Source organism: Psychromonas antarctica, assembly GCF_022267535.1.
In the GTDB taxonomy this organism is placed as follows: domain Bacteria; phylum Pseudomonadota; class Gammaproteobacteria; order Enterobacterales; family Psychromonadaceae; genus Psychromonas; species Psychromonas antarctica.
On sequence record NZ_JAHNZV010000002.1, the window covers coordinates 103,918 to 126,611 of the forward strand.

General features: G+C 41.2%; 23 protein-coding genes. 16 read left to right on the forward strand and 7 right to left on the reverse strand.

Annotation, left to right across the window (positions count from 1 at the left end; translation table 11 throughout):
* Position 1 precedes the first annotated feature (1 nt).
* From rsxC to istB, 13 genes are all read left to right on the forward strand, one after another.
* Positions 2 to 2,086, forward strand: coding sequence for an electron transport complex subunit RsxC (gene rsxC / locus KSO91_RS01335; protein WP_238740564.1), 2,085 nt, complete (start codon positions 2 to 4; stop codon positions 2,084 to 2,086).
* A gap of 2 nt (positions 2,087 to 2,088) precedes the next feature.
* Positions 2,089 to 3,141, forward strand: coding sequence for an electron transport complex subunit RsxD (gene rsxD, locus KSO91_RS01340; protein WP_238740567.1), 1,053 nt, complete (start codon positions 2,089 to 2,091; stop codon positions 3,139 to 3,141).
* A gap of 1 nt (position 3,142) precedes the next feature.
* Positions 3,143 to 3,778: an electron transport complex subunit RsxG gene (gene rsxG, locus KSO91_RS01345; RefSeq protein WP_238740569.1), complete on the forward strand. Its 636-nt coding sequence runs from the start codon at positions 3,143 to 3,145 to the stop codon at positions 3,776 to 3,778.
* Complete coding sequence (locus KSO91_RS01350; RefSeq protein ID WP_238740571.1) at positions 3,775 to 4,467, forward strand: electron transport complex subunit E; 693 nt, start codon at positions 3,775 to 3,777, stop codon at positions 4,465 to 4,467. Before rsxG ends, KSO91_RS01350 begins: the two co-directional genes overlap by 4 nt.
* Positions 4,467 to 5,117 (forward strand): endonuclease III, encoded by a 651-nt coding sequence (nth, locus tag KSO91_RS01355; protein WP_238740574.1) that lies wholly within the window; start codon positions 4,467 to 4,469, stop codon positions 5,115 to 5,117. Before KSO91_RS01350 ends, nth begins: the two co-directional genes overlap by 1 nt.
* A gap of 108 nt (positions 5,118 to 5,225) precedes the next feature.
* Positions 5,226 to 6,551 carry a tyrosine-type recombinase/integrase gene (locus KSO91_RS01360; protein ID WP_238740576.1) on the forward strand — a complete coding sequence of 442 codons (1,326 nt, stop codon included), beginning with the start codon at positions 5,226 to 5,228 and terminating at the stop codon, positions 6,549 to 6,551.
* Positions 6,544 to 8,193, forward strand: a complete 1,650-nt coding sequence (locus KSO91_RS01365) for a hypothetical protein (RefSeq protein WP_238740578.1) — start codon at positions 6,544 to 6,546, stop codon at positions 8,191 to 8,193. The genes KSO91_RS01360 and KSO91_RS01365 overlap by 8 nt, the downstream gene beginning before the upstream one ends.
* Before the next feature lie 50 nt (positions 8,194 to 8,243).
* Positions 8,244 to 10,508: a hypothetical protein gene (locus KSO91_RS01370; protein ID WP_238740580.1), complete on the forward strand. Its 2,265-nt coding sequence runs from the start codon at positions 8,244 to 8,246 to the stop codon at positions 10,506 to 10,508.
* Between the two features lie 11 nt (positions 10,509 to 10,519).
* Positions 10,520 to 10,942, forward strand: a complete 423-nt coding sequence (locus tag KSO91_RS01375; RefSeq protein WP_238740582.1) for a hypothetical protein — start codon at positions 10,520 to 10,522, stop codon at positions 10,940 to 10,942.
* A gap of 56 nt (positions 10,943 to 10,998) precedes the next feature.
* Positions 10,999 to 11,436, forward strand: a complete 438-nt coding sequence (locus tag KSO91_RS01380; protein ID WP_238740584.1) for a VPA1267 family protein — start codon at positions 10,999 to 11,001, stop codon at positions 11,434 to 11,436.
* 23 nt (positions 11,437 to 11,459) lie between these two features.
* Complete coding sequence (locus tag KSO91_RS01385) at positions 11,460 to 13,496, forward strand: AAA family ATPase (protein ID WP_238740586.1); 2,037 nt, start codon at positions 11,460 to 11,462, stop codon at positions 13,494 to 13,496.
* A 139-nt stretch (positions 13,497 to 13,635) separates the two neighbouring features.
* Entirely contained in the window at positions 13,636 to 15,183 is a 1,548-nt protein-coding gene (gene istA / locus KSO91_RS01390) for an IS21 family transposase (RefSeq protein WP_238740588.1), read from the forward strand.
* Positions 15,184 to 15,192: 9 nt separating this feature from the next.
* Positions 15,193 to 15,942 carry an IS21-like element helper ATPase IstB gene (istB, locus tag KSO91_RS01395; protein ID WP_238740590.1) on the forward strand — a complete coding sequence of 250 codons (750 nt, stop codon included), beginning with the start codon at positions 15,193 to 15,195 and terminating at the stop codon, positions 15,940 to 15,942.
* A 631-nt stretch (positions 15,943 to 16,573) separates the two neighbouring features.
* On the opposite strand, the gene KSO91_RS01400 is transcribed toward istB, so the two are convergent.
* Positions 16,574 to 17,044, reverse strand: coding sequence for a GNAT family N-acetyltransferase (locus KSO91_RS01400; protein ID WP_238740592.1), 471 nt, complete (start codon positions 17,042 to 17,044; stop codon positions 16,574 to 16,576).
* Positions 17,045 to 17,163: 119 nt separating this feature from the next.
* On the opposite strand from KSO91_RS01400, the gene KSO91_RS01405 reads away from it, so the two are divergent.
* On the forward strand, positions 17,164 to 17,580 hold the full coding sequence (locus KSO91_RS01405) for a phage integrase N-terminal SAM-like domain-containing protein (protein WP_238740594.1): 417 nt from the start codon (positions 17,164 to 17,166) through the stop codon (positions 17,578 to 17,580).
* 242 nt (positions 17,581 to 17,822) lie between these two features.
* Here the strand turns inward: KSO91_RS01405 and KSO91_RS01410 are convergent, their stop codons facing one another.
* From KSO91_RS01410 to KSO91_RS01425, 4 genes are all read right to left on the reverse strand, one after another.
* Positions 17,823 to 18,467 (reverse strand): YceI family protein, encoded by a 645-nt coding sequence (locus KSO91_RS01410; protein ID WP_238740596.1) that lies wholly within the window; start codon positions 18,465 to 18,467, stop codon positions 17,823 to 17,825.
* 196 nt (positions 18,468 to 18,663) lie between these two features.
* Entirely contained in the window at positions 18,664 to 18,963 is a 300-nt protein-coding gene (locus tag KSO91_RS01415; protein ID WP_238740598.1) for a type II toxin-antitoxin system RelE/ParE family toxin, read from the reverse strand.
* Entirely contained in the window at positions 18,951 to 19,208 is a 258-nt protein-coding gene (locus tag KSO91_RS01420) for a type II toxin-antitoxin system Phd/YefM family antitoxin (RefSeq protein WP_238740600.1), read from the reverse strand. Before KSO91_RS01420 ends, KSO91_RS01415 begins: the two co-directional genes overlap by 13 nt.
* Positions 19,209 to 19,537: 329 nt before the next feature.
* Positions 19,538 to 20,059: a fibronectin type III-like domain-contianing protein gene (locus KSO91_RS01425; protein ID WP_338049727.1), complete on the reverse strand. Its 522-nt coding sequence runs from the start codon at positions 20,057 to 20,059 to the stop codon at positions 19,538 to 19,540.
* 223 nt (positions 20,060 to 20,282) lie between these two features.
* Here KSO91_RS01425 and KSO91_RS01430 point away from each other — a divergent pair, with 223 nt between their 5' ends.
* Positions 20,283 to 20,555 carry a type II toxin-antitoxin system Phd/YefM family antitoxin gene (locus KSO91_RS01430; protein ID WP_238740604.1) on the forward strand — a complete coding sequence of 91 codons (273 nt, stop codon included), beginning with the start codon at positions 20,283 to 20,285 and terminating at the stop codon, positions 20,553 to 20,555.
* Complete coding sequence (locus KSO91_RS01435) at positions 20,536 to 20,805, forward strand: Txe/YoeB family addiction module toxin (RefSeq protein WP_238740606.1); 270 nt, start codon at positions 20,536 to 20,538, stop codon at positions 20,803 to 20,805. The genes KSO91_RS01430 and KSO91_RS01435 overlap by 20 nt, the downstream gene beginning before the upstream one ends.
* 115 nt (positions 20,806 to 20,920) lie before the next feature.
* Here the strand turns inward: KSO91_RS01435 and KSO91_RS01440 are convergent, their stop codons facing one another.
* Both KSO91_RS01440 and KSO91_RS01445 read right to left on the reverse strand, forming a co-directional pair.
* Positions 20,921 to 21,370 (reverse strand): group II intron maturase-specific domain-containing protein, encoded by a 450-nt coding sequence (locus KSO91_RS01440; protein WP_238740608.1) that lies wholly within the window; start codon positions 21,368 to 21,370, stop codon positions 20,921 to 20,923.
* Between the two features lie 647 nt (positions 21,371 to 22,017).
* Positions 22,018 to 22,398 carry a hypothetical protein gene (locus tag KSO91_RS01445; RefSeq protein ID WP_238740610.1) on the reverse strand — a complete coding sequence of 127 codons (381 nt, stop codon included), beginning with the start codon at positions 22,396 to 22,398 and terminating at the stop codon, positions 22,018 to 22,020.
* Positions 22,399 to 22,694 lie beyond the last annotated feature (296 nt).

Sequence of the window (22,694 nt, forward strand, 5' to 3'; positions counted from 1 at the left end):
TATGACAACAACCCCTATTAATCTGCTCAGTGAAGAGCAGCTTGCAGAAATATCATCAGGGAAACACTGGTCTTTTCACGGAGGTATTCACCCTCAAGAGAATAAACAGCAAAGTAGCAAAGCAATTATTAAAGATGCTGGGATCCCCCCTTTTTTAGTTATAGCCGTTGAGCAGAAAGGAGAGAGCCCCTTACTGCTAGTTAATATTGGTGATTCCGTATTAAAAGGACAAGCTTTAACGAAAGCAACTGACGTTATGGTCGTACAAAACGCGAGCAGTTCAGGTACTGTCACGGCTATCGAGAAACGCACCGACCTTCATCCCTCTGGCTTACCTGTTTTGTCCGTAGTCATTGCAACTGATGGCTTGGATCGGAGTGTAGAATATAGCCGCTGTGCTGATTATAAAGCGCAAACAAATACACAACTTATTGAAAAAATTCAAAATGCAGGCATCATCGGGTTAGGTGGAGCGGGTTTTCCAACACATTTAAAGCTGGCCCATTATGCAGCTATTAAACTACTCATTATCAATGCGGTTGAATGTGAACCCTATATCACTGCAGATGACCGCTTAATGCAGGAGCATGGCGATGAAATTATTGATGGGATCACGGTACTGCAGCATATTCTCAAACCTCAATTAATTGTGATAGCCATTGAAGATAATAAACCAGATGCTATTGCAGCGATCAAGCGCGCATTACAAAAAAAACAATCATCACAAAGCGCTAATATCATTATTCGCACTATTGCGACTCACTATCCATCGGGTAGTGAAAAGCAGTTAATTGAGATTATTACAGGGCAACAAACGCCTATTGGCAAACACCCTAGCGAGCTAGGAATTGTCATGCACAATGTGGGAACTGTTTTTGCGATTAAAGAAGCGATTATAGATGGTAAACCGCTCACCTCTCGTATTGTCACGCTTACCGGTGAGGCTTTTCGCAAAAAGGGAAATGTTAGTGTCCGTATCGGCACGCCGATTCAGTACCTATTAGATAAATATGAATTCACTCCCACGGCATCACAAAAGTTAATTATTGGCGGACCAATGATGGGATTTTCGATCACACATGGTGATGTTCCGGTCACAAAAACCTGTAATTGTATTGTTGCACCGACCTTGCAAGAGATGCCCGAATCGCCACCTGAAATGCCCTGTATCCGCTGTGGGGAGTGTGCAGAAGTTTGCCCTGCACAGCTATTGCCACAGCAGCTTTTATGGTATGCAAACAGCAAAGATAACTCTAAATTAGATGAGTACAATCTTTCATCTTGTATTGAGTGTGGTGCTTGTGCATTCGTTTGCCCTAGCCATATTCCATTAGTGCAATATTACCGCATCGCTAAAGCTGAAATAAGCAGTGCCAAACAGCAAGCGGAAAAAGCAGAAATTGCACGCATTCGTTTTGAACATCGCGCGGCTCGCTTGCAGCAAGCCAAATTAGATCGCCAAGTAAAACATAAACAAGCGGCTGAAAAACGTAAACAGCAGTTACAAGAGACAAACGGCGGTGAAGATTTAATTGCCGCCGCTATCGCCCGTGCTAAAGCGAAAAAACAGGCAACAGCTGACCCTAGCGACGCGCCTGCCGATAACAAAAAAGACGCCGTAGCTGCTGCCATTGCCCGTGCTAAAGCAAAGAAACAGGCTGCCGCCGAGCACAGCGACGCGCCTGCCGATAATAAAAAAGACGCCGTAGCTGCTGCCATTGCCCGTGCTAAAGCAAAGAAACAGGCTGCCGCCGAGCACAGCGACGCGCCTGCCGATAATAAAAAAGACGCCGTAGCTGCCGCCATCGCCCGTGCTAAAGCGAAGAAACAGCAAGCCTTAGAATCGACGCAGATAAATACAGAAATAAATCCCGAAAACAGTGCGGCTATAGCAGCACGTAAAGCGCGTAAAGAGCAAGCAAGATTACATAAGCGACAAGACCTGCCAGCACAAATAATTGACACAACGATCGCTGAGCCGCAAACGATTGACACAACCATCAAGGCGAGCGACGACAAAAAAACTAAAATTGCAGCCGCCATTGCGAAAGCGAAAGCGAAAAAAATTGCACAAAAGGATCAATAAAGATGGCATTTATCAGTTCAAGCTCCCCTTATCAACGCGTCCGACGCAGCACTTCTGAGATTATGTTGTTAGTGCTGTTGTGTTTAATTCCGGGAATATTTTTACAGAGTTATTTTTTCGGGCTAGGTAACTTATTGCAGATATTACTGGCATCTACTGTTGCCCTGCTCAGCGAAACGCTGATCTTAATATTACGAAAGCGACCAATTTTAAGTACCATAAAAGATGGCAGCGCATTATTAACCGGCGTACTTATCGCCATTGCCATTCCTCCCCTCGCCCCTTGGTGGATTGCGGTTATTGGCACTGTTTTTGCGGTGATTTTTGTTAAACAGTTATATGGCGGACTTGGGCAGAATATTTTTAATCCAGCCATGGCAGCTTATGTGCTTTTGCTGATCTCTTTTCCAGTACAGATGACAACTTGGATCCCAGTGCAATCGTTGCACCCATTTTCACTTACAGTGATGGATCAGATAAACGCATTGTTTACAGGGTTCACCTTGGATGGTTATTCTGTTGCACAGATTAGCACCAGTATTGATGGTTTAACCATGGCAACCCCGCTTGATACCGCAAGGAACGCCTTGAATTCGGGCAAAACAATCAGCGAAATATTTAACAGTCCTGAATACAAGGCTTCCTCTTGGCAAGCGATTGAGTGGGTTAATCTAGGCTTTTTAATCGGGGGGTTAATTTTACTCTATAAGCGCGTTATTCTGTGGTATATCCCAATTGCTTTTTTGGCCGGTATTAGTATTTTTTCTTTTATCGCTTTTGCCTATAATCCCGATCTAAATATATCACCGCTTTTCCACCTTTTTTCCGGCGCAACCATGCTCGGGGCTTTTTTTATATTAACCGATCCGGTTACAGCGTCAACAACCGTCAAAGGGCGCATTTTTTACGGGGTATTAGCCGCTTTAATTGTCGTTGTCATCCGTAACATCGGCGGTTATCCTGATGCACTGGCATTTGCCGTATTACTTGCCAATATGTGTGTGCCTTTTATTGACTACTATACTCAACCAAAAGTGTATGGGAGGGGACGTTAAGATGTTAACCACAATAAGCCGTAACGCTTTATTATTAGCTGTATTTGCAATTATATGTACCGGCGCAATCGCTATTATTAGCCAGTTAAGCCAACCGATAATTGCACAGCAAGAGCAAAAAGCACTGTTAAAAACACTTAATCAGCTGATTCCAAAAGCATCTTATAATAACGATATCTTTGCCAGCTGCTTTATCGTCAACGACGATAATTTACTCGGTAAAGGTCAATCACAGCAAGTCTTTGTCGCAAAAAAAGATAATCAACCCGTTGCCTTGATGCTGCAGGCGAGTACCTTTCAAGGCTATGCGGGTGAAATAAAACTAGCAATCGGTATCCATGAAAATGGCCAGCTTGCAGGAGTACGCGTTATCCGCCATAGCGAAACGCCCGGACTAGGTGATAACATTCAAACCAATAAATCTGATTGGATCTTCTCCTTTAGCGATAAATCTTACCAGAAATCTCAAGATAAACGCTGGGACGTGCGTAAAAATGGAGGCGATTTTGATGCTTTTACAGGAGCAACCATCACCCCTCGGGCAGTGGTTTTAGCCGTGAAAAATGCCTTAATCTATTTTGCAGAGCATAAAGAGACTCTTTTTAAACACCGAGCAAACTGCGGAGAAGCGCAATGAGTGAACGACAAACAGAGGTCACCACGCAACAAATACCCCCTAAAGATCCAGCGGTAAGTTACACCGAGATAGCCTGGCAAGGTGTTTGGAAAAACAACCCCGGCATTGTGCAGTTGCTCGGTTTATGCCCTCTACTTGCGGTCACCAACACAGTAACCAATGCCCTGGGGTTGGGGATTGCCACCCTATTTGTGCTCATTGCATCGAACACTCTCATCTCCCTGATCCGCAGTTATGTGCCACAAGCAATTCGCATCCCCATCTTTGTCATGATCATCGCTTCATTAGTCACCTGCGTACAACTGCTAATGAATGCTTTTACCTATGAACTTTACCTATCACTGGGTATTTTTATTCCGTTGATTGTGACCAACTGTATTATTATTGGTCGAGCGGAGTCATTTGCCTCTAAAAACAGCGTTAAATATGCTGCTTTTGATGGTCTGATGGTGGGGTTGGGCTTCAGCCTAGTGCTAATATTATTAGGTGCAAGTCGTGAAATTTTAGCTCAAGGCACTCTTTTTGCGGGCATTGATGCATTATTAGGAGATTGGGCTAAAGAGTTAACCCTTGAGCTTTATCACGCTGACAGCCATTTTTTACTGGCAGCACTGCCACCAGGCGCTTTTATGATTATGGGTTTGATTATTGCGTTAAAAAATAAAATTGATCAGCGAGTCAGCAAATAGTGAATAAAATAAAGCGTCGTGAAATATTAACTCGCCTGCGTGCTGAAAATCCGACTCCACGAACAGAGCTTCACTATCATTCTCCATTTGAGTTACTGATTGCGGTTATTTTATCAGCACAAGCTACCGACGTCAGCGTTAATAAAGCGACCGCTAAACTTTACCCCGTTGCCAATACGCCGGAGTCAATTGCCGCTTTAGGCGTCGAGGGCCTAAAGCAGTATATAAAGACCATCGGCCTTTATAATAGTAAAGCGGCTAATGTGATTAAAACCTGCCAAATGCTCGCCGAACTTCATCACAGTCAAGTTCCGGAAAACCGCAATGCGCTGGAAGCCCTGCCAGGTGTCGGCAGAAAAACAGCCAATGTGGTTTTAAATACCGCTTTTGGCTGGCCAACTATTGCCGTTGATACGCATATTTTTCGCGTATCAAATCGCACTAAACTGGCTGTCGGAAAAAACGTTGAACAAGTGGAAGAGAAGTTGCTAAAAGTGATCCCTGCTGAATTTAAAGTAGATGTACACCACTGGCTTATTTTACATGGCCGTTATACCTGCCTCGCCCGTAAACCTCGCTGTGGATCCTGCATTATTGAAGATCTCTGCGAGTACTCTCCACCAAAAGAAAGCGTAAAGAAAAACAAGTAAAAACCTCGGAACAACATACATACACACTCTTGATTGAGTATTTTTCCTTTACAAAATTACAACCACTACCTATAGTAGAATTACGTGTAGGTTAGTCAAGGTTTTGTAATGGTTAATTTCGGTAAAAATATTAAAGTAAATATTTATAGAGATACCATGGGTTACTCATTTCCTTTGGTGGTGCGAAGCAATGTTTTCCCTGCTTGTTTGTATCTCAATGCGTACTTGAATGGTAATCACAACTCACCTTTTTCCAAGGGAAATAAAGGCTCAAGCACGCAAGCGCCAAGTCTAAATACTCGCATAAAGTACGCTTACGAGTTAAAAATTTTGTATTGTTATTTCACAAAAAAGGACATAAATCTAGTTGATAGGGTTGCTGATGGTGAGCTCCTTTCAAGGGTAGAGGTGAAGGATTTTGTTCGAGCATGTAAGCTCTATACTGATGATAACGCTTCGCAAGAAAGCTCGAATGTAACCAGTATTACAGATAAGCGTATCAGAGACGCTATCCATGCAACAGCAAACAGTCACTCGCAAGTATCTGCGCACACCTTTCGTCAGCGCTTAATTCGTCTGAGAAGCTATATTGAGTATTTGTACGTCTGCCATCATTACGACCAAGCCTCTACAGAAGAGAATGCTAAAACTGACGATAAATTCAGAGCTTTTCAGCTCTATATCAATAAGTTTATTTCAGGCTCTCGAAAAGATAACACAATCACAAAAGACGCCTTTGAACCCGCCATTTCAACAGATAAATTCTTTGAGTTGCTCGAAACCATTAAAGAAAGCTCACCGAAAAACCCATTCAAATCGAGTAAGCTGAGAAATCAAATCATCATGCAAATACTGATTGATACAGGTGTTCGAGTCGGCGCAGTTTTAAAGCTCAAGATTAGTGATTTAGTGGATGATTGGGATAACCCTCGATTCCTTCTTACTAGAACGCCTGACGATGCTACGGATACTAGGCGTATACCTGCTGCAAATAAAACCAAAGCACTTTCAATATCGGTCTCGTCAGATTTAATGAAGCTAATCAAGCTCTACGTATCAACGATGCGGGTATCACGATCTAGCGCTCATGAACATGATTTCGTTTTTGTTTCGGAAAAAGGAGTTACATCAGGCCAACCTATATCTTACAAGGCAATTCACAAACTGGTGGATAAGTTTGGTGACGCAGTTGGTATCAATTTGCACCCTCACAAGCTAAGACACAAGTGGAATGAAGTTTTTACTGACAAAGCGGAAGAGGCAGGTTTTGAGCCGGCGCAGATTGAAGATATGCGTAAATACAGCATGGGTTGGGTTGAAGACTCCAAAATGGCGCAAACCTACAATGAGTTTAAATTGGCGGTAAAAGTTCAAGAACTCTCTGCGAAAAATCAATGTAAATCTGTACCAAGTCTTGGAGGCGTTAATGAATAAATCTCAGCTCTTCACCTTAAACAAAGAGTACACTGGTCAAAGAACGTTCTCAGCTAGAGAAAATGGCTACACATTTGATATATTGTCTGATGAATGGTCGCTTGGATATAAAAACACACTTTATTTAGAGTGGATGAATGAACTGAGCGTCGATAACGCCACTTTTCTCGATTTGAGGCTATCAATAGCCCATTCTACTTCGTACTATGCATTCAGTAGCGTGAATGGTCACGTAAGCACACTTAAAACTATCATCAATCACCTTGATATCAATGAATTTAATGCATGGTGGTTAACGCTAGATAGTTACAAAAAAAATGTTCGAAAGGCACTGTTTTTTTTTCAGCGTAGTGATGAATACCACTCATCAACACTTACCCCTTTGTATGACTCAATTAAAGAGGTAAATCTAGGTGGCTGGAATCATATTAAAGGGATTCTTGACATAAAAAAAGGCGCTTACAGTGAAATTGAGCATGATAATCTTCTAGAGGCACTTCGTATTGAAACCCTTCAAGCGCTAAATGGCGAAATATTGACCCACAAAACATTTACACGTTTTCGGAACGTGATTGCAAGCCAACTCATGGTGGCAATTGTAAGGCGGCCTGTTCAACTTGTGAAAATCAAATGGTGTGATGTTTTACGAGTTGGTCAAGAGTTTCAGTCGCACAAAGAACCTGACCGAGATTGGCACCCCATTACACAGCATCTATTTTCAGATGTCGAGCAGTTACACCTTCGAACTTTTAAGGGTAAGGATGGGGAGTTTCGTTTTAACGCAGAATCACGTTCACACCGTTTAGAGCCTGATTTTTCTAGAGTGTTATTATGCTATTATCAGGCTTATGAAAACCTCCTTTCAAACCAGTTACATAAAAGCAATATCAATCTATGTGGTGATGAAATGACAGAGTTAATGAGGCGTTTACCCCTACTGCCAGAGCAAAGCCTCTTTAGTTCTGGGTATCAATCAAAGCCTGAGATTTTCATGGCAATCAGTGACACCTCGAAAGCATACCACATGACTTCAAATAACCTGTCTTCAGGCATCACCTATCTATTTAAAGCAAAACTCAATGCGCAGAGTGATCGATTGCTCAATAAACCCTTAGTTCTTTCAAACAATCGGTGGAGACACACGCAATTAACGCAAGCAATTTGGCAGGGATTCAGCCCTGCGCAAGTGGCATCAATTACAGGCGTGACCATTGAAGCCATTTTGCCCTACATAGATCTCAAGGCTCAAGAGCGCGTCAAAATAGACCAAGCTTACGCGGATAACCATATTATCAAGAGGTTTGATACTGCATCGGTTCAAGAGTTACAAAAGGACAAGGCGTTTTATGTCAAAAGTCAGTTTGATGAAGAAGTGGGATACAAGTTAACCCCTGAAAATTGCTCAAGTTGCAAATCCAAAGGTGGTGCACCAATGGGTTGCTACCCCTGTGACAACTTTAGGCCGATCGAAACAGCAAACCATCAGCAGTATCTTAATAAGGCGCAGCGTAAGCTTGAAATCAATAGTCAATCGGCGCACCCTTCGACGGTAAAAAGACTCAAGAAAATCATCATTTACATCAAGGCAACCATTGCCCTTTGTGAAGAAAGAAAGACATTGAAGCTCGGAGGTAAAAAATGACAGCATTTAACCGCTATATTGCTAACCAACGCGCCTACATTGAAAATAAAATGCTGCAACCTTTAACGGGCTTTAAGAATCAAAAAGGAGAACAAGCCAAATGGGATGATATCGCGGTCATTTTTACGAATGCAACAGGGGTAACAGCAAACTTCTTATTCAATAATGACAATCAATCCAACGCAAAAATAGGCAGCGAGTTCACCAAGGAAGACAGACTAAATGCAGAGACGCATCAGTTGCTTTTCGCTTATTTACTGGATGTACTTAAAAAGAATGTCAGTATAAATACTAAGAAAGCTAGGTTAGCCATCGCCAAGCAGTTTCTTATTAAACATGGCAATAACGTTGCTTCAACCAGTTTGACTGATATTCAGCGCACCATTGACAACATGGCTTATAGTCAAGGGTTAGTCTCTTTCCTTAACTGGCTTCATCAGCATAAAATGCTTGCTACGAGCTGTAGTCCGAGTATTCCAGTACAGATACGTGGAATGAGATCTAAATCTGGGCATGAGGCAATTGAGGCAGAAAATAGCAAACTTCCCGACGAAAAAGCGCTCCTCGCGTTAGGCGCTATTTTTCATGATGTTATTCCTCCTTTCAAAAGCGAGCAATCCGATCTAAGCGCTTGGCAGCACCTTGTCCACCTTTCGTTATACCAACTTGATGCCTTTACTTGTACCATGGTAGCTCTCGCTATGTCATCGCCTAACCGAGCAGCAGCAGAGCAAGTTCTTCTGACGAAGCAGCGTTTAAAAAGCCATACCGAAACCGTTAAGGGAAAACAGGAAACCGTTTATTATCTTAACTGGCGTGGCTCTAAGGGATATCTAGATAACCAAAAGCATTTCAATGCTGAAATGGCGAAAAGCCTTGATCGGGCTTTGCATTACACAAGTATTGTGACTGAGCCAGCAAGGGTGTTAGCAAGATTCTATAAAAATCCCGCTCAACCACTGAAAGATGTTCTTGGTGAGTTCAAACCAAGCATTGAGAATCTTAAATTGCAGTCCCCTGCGATGGGAAAGCCCATTACCCTCATACATCTTGCGTTACTCTTAGGTTTTTTCGATGGTACAGATAAAGTCGCCCGAGTGACACACGATACGCAAGGATCAATCGAGGCTCCAAACCCCAAAGGACAACCAAAACACATTAAGCCTATTGCAGAGCTTTCCCCTTTCGATAAGCTATTGATGATATCTCAATGCTCTTGCGCTGCTGCACTTCTTGGGGTGAAGCTACACACAAAAAAGCAGTTTGAAAAATATTGCGCGGGGAGGAAAGTGCTCACGGTTGCAGAGTTTCAAAATCACTTTGTTCACACCAACCAGCCAAGCCTGACGGGTTACAATAGAAAACAAACCAAGCAAGTGGATTATGAGAACGCCCTATTCGCCTTTACCGCAAAGCAATTAAACGAGCAAAAAGCGTCACATTTTCTATTGGTGCCTATCTCATCTTTGGAGCAATTCTTCTCTCAGGACTTAATAAAAAACAAGGGAAAGACTCAAAAAACCATCTTTGAGCGACACGGTTTTTCTGCGGATTTTTTTATTAAACCTCATCAATTTAGGCATTGGCAGAATGATTATTTGGCTAAAAAGGGCTTACCTCACCTACTCATCACAATGTTGTCAGGTCGAAAAAGCGCAGAGCAAACCTTAACCTACATACACACAACAGACGCTCAAAATTCCTCAGTTATCAGTGATATCATGTATGACCAAGAAGCTGAATGTGAGGTTGAAGAAAACGTAGGTAAGCGTATGCAAAGTAAAACTCAGTATGACGCCGCGACTGAAAACCTCACTCCAACGTTCGTAACAGAAGTGGGGTTTTGCGTTCAAAACCTCACATTATCACCTTGTACATACATGACTGAATTTGTAACTCAATGCACATTATGTCCATCTTCCTGTCATGTTGCTCATGATGAGGAAGCCATTGAACTATTAAAGAAAGACCTCAAGGTGCAAACCTATGATTTAGAGCGAGTTCAAGACGCAATTAACTTCACCACGAGCGATGGGATGCAACAATGGTACTTAACGCATTATCGTAATACCTGTATGTTAAAAAATTTAATAGAGGTACTTTCAGACAAGACCATAAAACAAGGTTCGATTGTACGGTATCTCACAAGCTCAAATATAATACGCATTACAGACTTGGATACTAAAACAGTTTCTGAACGAAAGTTGACCCTACCGAATCCAAACAAGGCGTTACAAGCTGCAATTGAAGCAAAAACAAAACCCGATAACACGATTGCCAAAAACAATTTTTTAGGCTTTTTGGGTTCTATATAAGGAAACGAGAAATGGCATCAAAGTCACTTGATACAGAGCAACAAATCTCAATACAAGCTGTAATTCGCAGTTGGGATGGTAAGTTAACATGGGATTTACTGGTCACGAAAATTGAATCTAGCCTTGCAATTACGACGTCTCGACAGACGCTGGACACATACGTCAACATCAAAAATGAATACAAAGAGAAAAAGCGTTTACTTAAAGGTAAGCCTATCTCAACAACAGATACAAAGCTTGTATCGTATCTTGAGAAGGACATTGACTTAGCTGAAAAAGTTATTCAATTAGAAGCGGAAGTGAAAGTGGCAAAGGATGAAGTTGGCTACTTGCAAGCCTTTATACAGAAAATTGCCAATATTGGTGAGAGTAATCCTGCTGTAATGGATGTTTTCAATAGAACATTGCAAGACATTGAGTCTAAAGCTAAATAACACTCTTCTATAATAAAATATGTTAAACCTTAATCGAAAAAAACAGAGGTCTAATAATGGCAAGTGGTCAGCAAAAAGCGCAGCAAAACCTTGAGGCATTTGAGGTATGGAAAGCGACACAAACCGATGATGACTTTAAACAAATCGTGTTCAGAGGTCAGCTTAACCGCATCGAAGTGGCAAAAAGCATCGGCTGTGGAAAATCAGCCCTAAATCAAAACCCAGCCCTCAAAAAAACACTCAAGGCATTAGAAGATGAACTACGTGACAAAGGTGTGCTCCCTCCTTTAACGGAATCGGCCAAGAAGAATGCGGATAAACCCAAAGCCTACGACAGCACTACTAATCGTAAGTTACTGGATTCAAAACGGGTATCGTCATTAGAGGTAGAGAACATTGAATTGAAAGCCAAGGTCAAAGAGCTTGAAAAGCGACTTGAACGCTTTGGTGAGCTGTCTGAGACTCTATCTGAAATGGGATTAATGCCGCGATGAATCCCGTTTTGAATGAAGACAAAATGCGCGTTACGAGCATCCCTTATCGCTCAACTAAATTGGTGATATTTAGCGGTGTACCACTGGCGCTAGACTCTTACAAAACCAATAATGGCAAATATTATGTCACCATCAAAGCTAACCCTGATAGCATCCCCATTCAACCCACGCTAGGTCAGCATTGGTCGGTCAAAGGTACTCGCCAAATTAAAGATGTCGAAACTGGCGATTATTTAATGAAGCAACACACCTATGATTCACCAGAGCATATTGAATGTGCCTTGCCAGAAACAGGTGAGCAACTGATACGCTTTATAGCTAAAGAAAAGGACTTCAAAGGGATTGGTGAAAGCAAAGCTAGAGCGCTCTGGCAGCTCCTAGGTAAAGACTTCCATGCCACCTTGAGAAAAGATACGTCTGAATCCAGAGAATGCCTGACATCGATTCTAAATGAAGGCTCAATAGAAGCGCTCTTTAAAGGCTACGCCAAGTATAAGAATCTGTCGTATTGCAACTGGATGAGTGAGCACCAAATCCCCGCCAGTGTACAGCAACGGCTACTTAAACATCATGGCGAAGCCTCCATAGATGTTATCAAGGGTAATCCCTACACACTGATTGGCTTTGGTCTGTCTTTCAGCGCCATTGACGATATCATTAAGGCAACGGATTTTAAGAGCGATATTACACAGGATGACCCAAGAAGACTCAGTGCGGCTCTAGAAATGGCAATCCGAAAAGAGATTGAAAAAGGTCATACTTACACCACTCAGAACGCCATAAAACCAACCGTTAAGAAACTTCTTGGTAATGCCGAACTGACAAGCCAAGCATTTGTGGCTGGTCATCAAAAGGCACAATTCATTCTAAATGGCGAGACAGGTACATACCACCCAACAGCTCAACTGCTGATGGAATCTGTGGTAGTAAAACGGCTATTAGCACTTGCTGAGCAAAAACACTTATATGATGAGCATGCAAATTCGGCCTATTTGTCTGCGGCTGATGAATTGCCCTATGAGTTAACTGAACGCCAAAGCGAAGCTGTAATGACTGCTTTAGACAATGCGGTAGCTTGTATTACAGGCGGTGCAGGAACGGGTAAAACAACAGTGTTAAGAACCGCACTTCGGGCTTATCATCAATTAGGCTATGAGATCCACGCGGTAGCACTATCAGGCCGAGCGGCTATGCGTTTGCACGAATCGATTGGATTCAAAACAATGACGATTGCGGCCTTACTACGCAAGGAAGTCATTGAACCAAGCAATGAACAACCTAAAAACCTGTTAGTCATCGATGAAGCTTCAATGATTGATCTGCCGACCATGTACCGATTGGTGATCCATTTACATCCCTCAACACACATTATATTCACAGGTGATCCAGACCAATTACCACCTATCGGCTGTGGCAAGGTGTTATCAGATATCGTTGAGTCAAAGGTCATCGCAAATACCATGTTAGACATTGTTAAACGACAAGACGGATCAACAGGGATACCTGAGTATTCAAAGTTAATTAACGCGGGGGTTGTGCCTGAAAACATTAGCACTGGATCGATTACTTTTCATGAAACACAGAAAGAAGAAATTGCTCAAACTTGTACAACGCTATTCCAAGCCTCTCCTGATGATAGCCGTATAATGGGGGCAACAAAGGTGATGGTTGCTGACATTAACAAGTTGACTCAAAACGCTACAAACCTTAACGGGCAAAGACTTGAGTTTGAGTGGCATGGTGAAAAGTTCTTCCGTGACCTACGTAAGGGTGACGTTATTTTGTTCACGCAAAACAATTACGATAAAGGCATTCAAAACGGTTCATTAGGCGTGTTGTCATCAGTTGAATCCGTTGGAGAAAGCTATGGTTCTGTTGTGCTAGATACAGGTGATAATGTTGAAATTACACAGCCTGTATTGGACTGCATGGAATTAGGTTACTGCATTACGCTCCACAAAGCACAAGGTTCGCAATTTCCACGCATTATTATAGCGTTACAAAAAGGTATGATAGTTGATGCATATTCTCACCCATCCCGATCACCCATTCTCATGTAAGCCGATCACTTGTTCTCACTTACCCCGATCACCTATTCTCATCGATGCCGATCACTTTTTTTAAGTAAAAGGTACTCAAAAATCATTTTGCTTTGTTAAACCCGCATACTTTCTTTTTGTTTTTAAAAAGGAAAGGTTTATGCCAGCAGAGTCAATTTCAATGAGAAAACTAAAAGAGATATTGCGCTTAAAGTATCAAGCCAAACTATCACACCGTAAAATAGCTAAAAGCCTATCGATATCAGCATCAACGATCTCCAACTACATTACTCGTGCAAAAATGATGGGGATTGAAGCGTGGCCATTGCCTGATGAATGGACGGATACAAAGCTTAATAAAGCCTTTCTACAAACTAAACACACACCAAGAACGGCTATTCCTTTACCGAACTGGCCTGAATTTCAACTTGAGTTAAAGCGTAAAGGGGTTACTAAACAACTGCTCTGGCAGGAGTATGTTGAGCGTAATAGCGACAACTATTACAGCTACCCACAGCTCTGTAGATACTATAAAGAATGGGCAAGGAAGCTACAGCCTTCAATGCGCCAAAACCATAAGGCGGGTGAAAAGCTCTTTATTGATTATTGCGGGCCAACACTCCCGCTTGTTAACCCTGACACTGGAGAGATACGAACAGCACAAGTCTTTGTCGCAGTACTTGGCGCCTCTAATTACACTTATGCTGAAGCAACACTCTCTCAGAAGCTTGAAGATTGGGTAATGAGTCATGTGCGGTGCTTTGAATTTTTGGGTGGTGTGCCTGACTTACTGATCCCCGACAACTTGAAATCAGGAACAACTCGCGCTTGTAAATATGATCCTGATTTAAACCCCACGTATCAGCAAATGGCAGCACATTACAATGTCACCATTTTACCCGCCAGACCACTTAAACCAAAGGATAAAGCGAAGGCTGAGAATGGTGTGTTGATTGTTGAACGCTGGATAATGTCGGTGTTGCGTCATGAGGCATTTTATTCTTTAACGCATTTAAATCAACGTATTAAAGAGTTACTGTTACTGATGAACAACAAACCTTTTCAAAAAATATCGGGTACTCGGTCATCATTATTTAACAGCATAGACTTGCCTGCATTGAAGCCTTTACCCCGGCAACATTATCAATATACCTACATTAAAAAAGTGCTCGTCCACATTGATTATCATGTTGAAGTTGAAAAGCACTACTACTCAGTCCCTTACGGGCTGATCCGAAAACGATTAGAAGCGCATGTTACCCAAAAGATGATCTGTATTTACCATCAAGGTAACTGCATTGCACAACATATAAAATCAACGAAAATCGGCGGACATAGCACCCTCAATGACCACATGCCTAAATCTCATCAAGAGTACACAAAATGGACGCCTGAGCGTTTTGAAAGCTGGGCAGGCTCATTGGGTGATGCAGTATTAGAGTGGGTTAAATTTCAATTAAACAATAAGCAACATCCGCAGCAAAGCTATCGCGTCTGTCTGGGGCTACTTACTCTGAATAAAAAATATCCTAAAGATCGCCTTAATGCAGCTTGCAGACGCGGGCTTGATACAGGGGCATATCGATTGCAAAGTATTAAAGCAATCTTAAATAATCGCTTAGACCAACTACCACTGATCTCTGATTCATCCGATAAATTAATCAATGTCGAACACGATAATCTCCGTGGCGAAAACTATTACCATTAAGGAATACTCATGAATAAACACTTATCCGAGCAACTTAATAATCTACGTCTTAGCCACGTATTTAGTGCACTTGAAGCACAAAATGCACAGCCCCAACACTATCAAGATCTCAGCTTCCAGGAACGATTAACACTACTACTTGATGAAGAAATTACGCAGCGAGAGCAACGTAAAATAGGACGGCTAGTCAAGCAAGCTAAATTCCGATTACAGGCAATTCCAGAGCAGATCGATTACCGAGCGGGTCGTGGTATTGAAAAAGCAAAGGTTCGCAGTTTGCTTGAAGGTCACTGGTTAACTCACCACCAAAACCTTATTTTTACAGGTGCTACTGGCTGTGGAAAAACATTTATGGGTTGCGCCATTGGCCAATACTTCTGCCAGCAAGGCAAGAGCGCTCGCTACTTTAGGTTAAAGGGATTGCAAGAACACCTACAACGCGTCCATGGAGAGGGAAGTTACCCTCGATTTCTTGCTCAACTTAATAAATGCCAAATCCTGATCATTGATGACTGGGGAATGGAAAGCTTAACGGGTCAAGAACGGAGCGATCTACTTGATATTATCGATGCGCGGCACGGGCAAAGTTCGATGATCTTGATGAGTCAGCTACCGATTTCGAAATGGCATGAGTTAATTGGGGAAGCAACTTATGCGGATGCGATCATGGATAGATTGATCCACTGTGCAGAGCGATTTGAATTAAAAGGCGAGTCGATGCGTAAAATGGGGGCAAAGGTATTGACGAATATTGAATAAAGCATTACAACTCAATCTCACCGTAAAGTGACGAGTAAAAGTGATCGGCATGAATGAGAATGACTGATCGGCTTCGGTGAGAATGAGTGATCGACATCATGAGAATACGCAATACCAATACAATATCGTTATCAACTTAATCATGTATTAGATAATCACATTAATATTCCACTTTTGAAGCAATGTGAAACGGTTATAAATCGTATCCCATAAACTAAAATATTCAGGTAAATACTCATTACACTTCGGCCAACTGTTGCCTAGGCAGCTGAACAAGGGGATTTTAAAATCAAAAACACTATAAACTACCCTATTCACCATCTTAATCGTCGCAATGAGGACTCGAATCTAACCCGCTTGTGTTTTTGTTACATGAGCGCCAGCGCCTTTCCAAATCAATAACACGAGAACATCGGCATTCCTACTGCCTAATAAGTACGCAAAGCTTCCGTTATTACATTTAATTCTATTGCACCCAATTGGCTTCGAAGTACAGATTTGCGATATTTAACCTTTAGATTATTAAACCTACATTCCTATAAGATCTTAATATTTATCTAAATGGCTATTTGTGCTGCTATTGAGTCTTTTTCAAAGACCGTGGCAAGACCAAAGCCTCTAGTGCGGTTTCTTATAGTTTAATCCTCTTAAACAAGACCAATTCATTTCCTGAACCATACTCTTCTATTCTTCCATTTCGAGTTACACCCAAGGTAGACTTATACAATTCTTCTGCATAATTCCCTTCCGAAGTGGTTACCATCACGGCACCAACATCAAGGCCTAACCCCGCAATATGAGATTTAAAAAGTTTAAAGGATTCAACAATTAATTTTCTACCAATGCCTTGTTTTGCGTGAACCGGATGAACACCAAGCTGTTCTAACTCAATAATAGTGTTAGACCGAAAACCATTTCTTACGCTCCATAATATGTAACCTTGAATACACTCATGACTTTCACAAACGTAATAGACAGATTTAGGGAATGAATTGAAGCAACAATTTATCCACATATCATGATTCCTTTCTCTGGGGAAACAGGCTGAATAAACGTTTGAAATATGTTCTAAATTTGATTTTGTGGCTTCTCTAATTATCATAATCGAACCTTTCTTAAAAAGTTAGCATCCAGTGGAACGCTTGTTGAACAAAGCCGCTTTGCTGCCGAAAAAAGCGCTCCATACTCTATTTGACCAGACCGCCATCTGGGTGGCGCCTTATGGAGTACCTATTATGGAACCCCTTGACGAACAACACTCGCCCCTTTTATCATCAATATATTATTAACTTAATACTACAAAGGAAGCGCCCTGCCACCATTGATGCGTATTCTCGTGCTGTACGTCGCATTGCAGATTACTTTCAACGTATCCTCGATACCTTAACGCCCCAAGAGCTAAAGCAACATATCGATACTCTGATAAAAACACGCTCATGGAGTACTGTAAAATCAGATCGTACAGGTTACAATTCATCTATCACTTCACGCATGAGGAAAATGGCAATGGACCGATACAGTCAAACCACCACTACTTATCATTGCCTGTGGCCCGTTAATCCCTCGGAAAAAACAAGTTGGATCTGCCCTTGCTACCATCAAGTGATACAATTTGATGGGCTAATTCAACTGCGATAGGGATGTAATAATAATGGTGACCATTAAATAGAGGGCATGAGCGCATAAGCAAACTCACTAAAAACAGCCTAACTAATTGATAAATAAAAATTCAAATTCCAGATTTAGTGGGGCTCAGCATGGGAAATGAAACTGAATAATACACCTCTCCAATTACTTCGTATAACCTGCTATAAATAAGCAGAACAAACTTGTTCTATCTCCGCATAAGGTGTCGGCGACACAACTTCTATTCTTATTTGTTAGCTATCATCATTCAGAAACTCGGCATAAATTTCTAAATCGATTTTATCGCCGACAATAGGTATATAGTTACTCATACCAAAGTCTGAACGTTTGATTTGACCAATAGCACTAAAACCAATGGTGTATTTTCCTGTTATCCAATTATTAGCACCACCGTGAAAAGTAGCTTTAAAAGTCACTGGTTTGGTGACTCCCTTAAGTGTTAAATCACCCGAAAAATTAAAACTGCTATCAGATACTGGAGTAACAGTATGACTAGTAAATGACGCTTGTGTGAATTCCTCGCTGTTAAACCACGTAGCGCTTTGTAACGTTTCCGCTAAATCTTCATCATTAATATCAATCGAGCTGATATACACTATGGCATTTAGTGAGGCATCAGACATATTCTTTGGATCAAAGTTGAGTTCCGCATCGAATTTATTAAAGCGACCGACATAGGTTGATAATCCCAAATGCTGGATTTTAAATATTAATGCAGCATGCTTACCATCGAGATGATACTGGCCAGCTTGCAGCTCGATTATCTCAGACTTAACAGTAGGAGCTATCCAGCTAACACAGCTTGATAGCGATAGCACCGCTAAAATTACTAGCAGAGTTTGTTTAACCATCCATTTTCTATTCATTGAAGTCATCATTATTTAGCTCTTGGTTAGTATTTCTGCAGACGATGCAGAATAGTTTAGTGTGATTTTTAGAAAATAGATATTCATACACGTTCGCTATGATTGCTAACGCTGCAACCACCGACACACAGGTTTGGCCTCGTTTTTGCTAGACTTAAAAAACGATGACAGTCGTTAAGCGTCGAGTGCTTAGCTTTATAGCTGTATATTATATAAGCAACAAGAATTTTCTTAAGTCACGTTCTTGTCTCATTATATGTAAAATGAAAACATTGCCGTTTTCTATTTTATAAAATAGACGACAGGGATTCACAATAATTTCTCGATAATTAAGATTATTTAATTCAAACGGTTTCTTACCCGACTCAGGAAATGCTTCAAGCCGTTCCACTTTCTCAAAAATAATTTTCACCAGTTTATTTGCCGACAACAGATTACTTAAAGCAATATATTCGGCTATGTCATTTAGATCTTCAAGCGCAGGTTTTGTCCAAATTATTTCAGCCATTTATTCATTTTCTCTTTAGCTTCAATATTAGAGGTAGTTTCCCCTCGACTTATTGCGGTCTCACCTTTAGCAAGTGCTTCGAGAATTTGCATTCGTTTTTGCATAAATTCAAAATCATCTACATCAACAAGATATGCGGATGGTTGACCATGTTCAGTGATTAATACGGGCTCTTTAGAAGTGTGTAGTTCAGATAATATTTTCGTGGCTTGCCGCTTCAGTGTCGTAACTAATTCAACTTTCATAATAAACCTCAACGATAAAATGTATCACTATAGTAGCACTTTTGCGGCTTATTGCAATTTGAGATATACAGCTAACGCCTCAAGCACTGCCACTTAGGTTAGCGCTTTTTTTACCGCTTTTTATTTTAGCAAAAACTGCGTCGAGTCCGCGCACAGCAACTTATATGTACAATTCACTCAGTCTTTAATCTAGAATGTGAGGTTGTTTTACCTATTTACTTTGGGGTGAACAAAGAAGATTTCCTACCGTTACACTGTCAAACCTATGCGATTCACCCCAGCAGAACTGGGGGGTGGATTAAGGTTAATAATCACAAGTGGTATTACATTTAGTGGGTTAAAACCAGGCCTTTAGATTGCTCCAATGCTGCAGCAATAGCCTCAGTGGCAATAGCGCCACGGCTGAAATAGTTGTATTTACCCATCGGCATATCCATGAAATAATCATTTTTAATTTTGAAATCGATAAGTTCACCTTCAAATTCATTCGGCATTTTCATAAAAAACTCTTCGACAACCGGGAAAATTATCGCTTTTGTTTCTGGGTATTGAATCCACTCTCGCAAGCTGGTTCGCTCATCAAATTCAATTTTAAGCGGCTGTTTTGAGTTCAGTTGAATGGTACTACGCAGGCGGATATCTTCGCTTGATGCCGCAACTAGAATTTCAAACTGACCGGATTCGGCTATCCAATCGCTAAAAGACTCATCGAAATATGAAAAATCACGCGTTGTTAATTCAAACTTAACGTTAGTTTTTTCACCTGCTGACAAGCTAACCTTGCTAAAGCCTTTAAGTTCTTTAATCGGTCGAATCAAACGAGATTCTTTATCACAAACATTGGTATTAATAGAACACCATTATTGAACCATGCTCCTAGACTGAAGACAGGCACCGCGACGTAAAAAGCAAGGTGGGATAGGTGATTGAAAGATCATAACCCACGGATACCAGCATGAAAACCGTCGACATTGCCGCTTCATAGCGTGTATTAACTTTTATCGATTTAATTGCTTTGTCATATTTGCTACGCTAAAATGTACGGCAACACCGTACTTAAATAGCGAGATAAATATGCATAGCATAAGTGTAAATCAGTTTAGAGATAACTTAAAAACATATATTGAACAAACTGTTAGCGACCATGAACCTATTAAAGTAACAAGACGGGCTGGTGAATCTTTTATTGTTATGAGTGCCGATGATTGGGAAAGAGAGCAGGAAACCTTGCATGTGCTACAAAGTAGCACTTTAATGCAGCAAATTGCTGAATCAATCGGTACACATAAAAATAATGACGGTTATAAACCAACACAAGAGCAATTAAATGAGATCACTAGTCTTTGAAGGTAAAACTTGGCTCACCTATGGGCTATTGAGAGAAAATGACAAAAAGCTACATAAGTCATTATGCAAAATTTTAAAAGAAATGCTGCGTTCCAATCCTGCAACTGGACTAGGTAAACCAGAACCGTTAAAACACAATTTATCAGGGTTATGGTCAAAGCGGATTTCACAAAAAGATCGACTTATCTATAAATTTGATGACGTAAGTATTTATATTTTCGCAATCGGTGGCCATTACGAGCAACACTGAAAATATAATCATGGTAGAACGATCTGTTACCAGACCGCCCCACACACAGATCCAGACGTGCGGAACTACCGCATCCAGCTCTTCAGTTATATATTCACTCGTGTAAAACACGACCCTAGTACCAGTCGACAAGCACATTTCTGGCGCTAACTTTCGCTACCTCAATTTTAAAATACGTTAACATCTTCTTGAAATTACTCCAGTTATAACTTTGCCGACCACTGCGCCTATTGAGCCATTTGTACAGTGCATGCAAAACATAACTATATAAATTCGCTACGCTTCGGCTGTTATCGAGTGATCCAAAATAATTTTTAAATCCTAGCATTTTTCGTTTCAATTGCGGCAACCACTCTCTCAGTTTGAGTGATCGTTTTGCCTTTATCCATTGGTAATATTCACTTAGTGTGGCTTTCTGCTTCTTAACCGCAGTTCTTCGCCTTAACCTCGCTTTACCATTGGCATCTGTTCCCCAATAAAATTCAAATCCTAGAAATACAGAGTGACGTTTTTGCCCGACATGAAATCGGCTAAAACGCATTAATGATGTTTTATCTTCTGCCACGTCCAAATTGCTTATTTTAAAGTGTGTCTCCAGCCCTACTTTGCGGACTATGTGTCTGCTTAACAACGGATATAACTGTCAGCTCCTTTACCATGTACAAGGCTTTCTCCTGCTCAGACTACTACGGGCTGAGCTGACTTCCAAAGAGTCATCGTTGGCCTTACTTTTTTGGATCTCTCAATGAGCCTTAAGCCAGTAAAAGGAAGATACATCTCTTCATACATGCCACGACTTAACTTTCACCTTCAGGGAAGCCGCTGACCCGCCACAACCTTACCATTACGGTTGCTTTGCTTGGACTTCGATGACACTTTCGTTGAGAAGAGAAGAAACCTCGTCAGTCAGATCTAATATTTATCGGAGCGATACCAGCACTTTAGAGCCACGACAGCCCCTATGGCCTATATGATTCTCTGTGTAGGCTTCACCTATATTGTTCATCTAGTGCGACTAAATCGCTGATAAGTATTTCACGAATCCTAGATTCCGCCATAGGCGCAACACTCGTTACAAGTGATTGGTTAAACCTTACCTGGCAGGGACTTATACCCTGCAAGATGCATCAAACTTCGCTTGACGCACTAACGCCGCAATAAACAGCAACAGCCGTAATGCGTCCGATTTAATTGCACTTGTTATATTTCTATTTAATGAATTAACTCATGAGTGAACCTGTCACGCCCTTTCCAATAATTACATTGCGGACATGATCCACCATTAGGGTAATCTATTCCTTCTTCATGGGGGCAACCAATAATTCCATCAATCATACTCACTGACTTCACTTCATTTTCTTCGATAAAAGCTAAAACCTCACCAATTGTTTTCTCTGATTTTCTTATATCTGAAGTTGAAAACCATTTTTTCATCGGCTCAGCATCTGCGCCATCGTATGCAATCACGGCACAGACTAATTTTGATGCGGTGATATTGGTTGGTCCATAAAAAGAAATAGTAGCAATTGGGTAGCCCTTATTGCCTTTTCGGATTCTTTTAGTTAAAAATTTTTTATTGCTACCTTGAGCCATTGGAATACACCTATGTGAAATATAAAGCTTGCAGCAGGGCCGAGGCGTCATCAGAGTCCGAGTGCAACAGCTTATAGTTTGACCAAGCCACTTATTTAATAGATTAATTTCCTACTATATAAGTGGAACATGCTTCTGTTGGTTACGAATATGCAGCAACAAACATATTATGTTTCTAACAAGACGTTCGAGCCAACAGAACAACTCGCTTCAAAACGCATACTCAGGGATTGACAACCACGACTATCTATAAGACCTGCGAGAAACGAGCTTTAAGCACATTCCATCGTTAACTT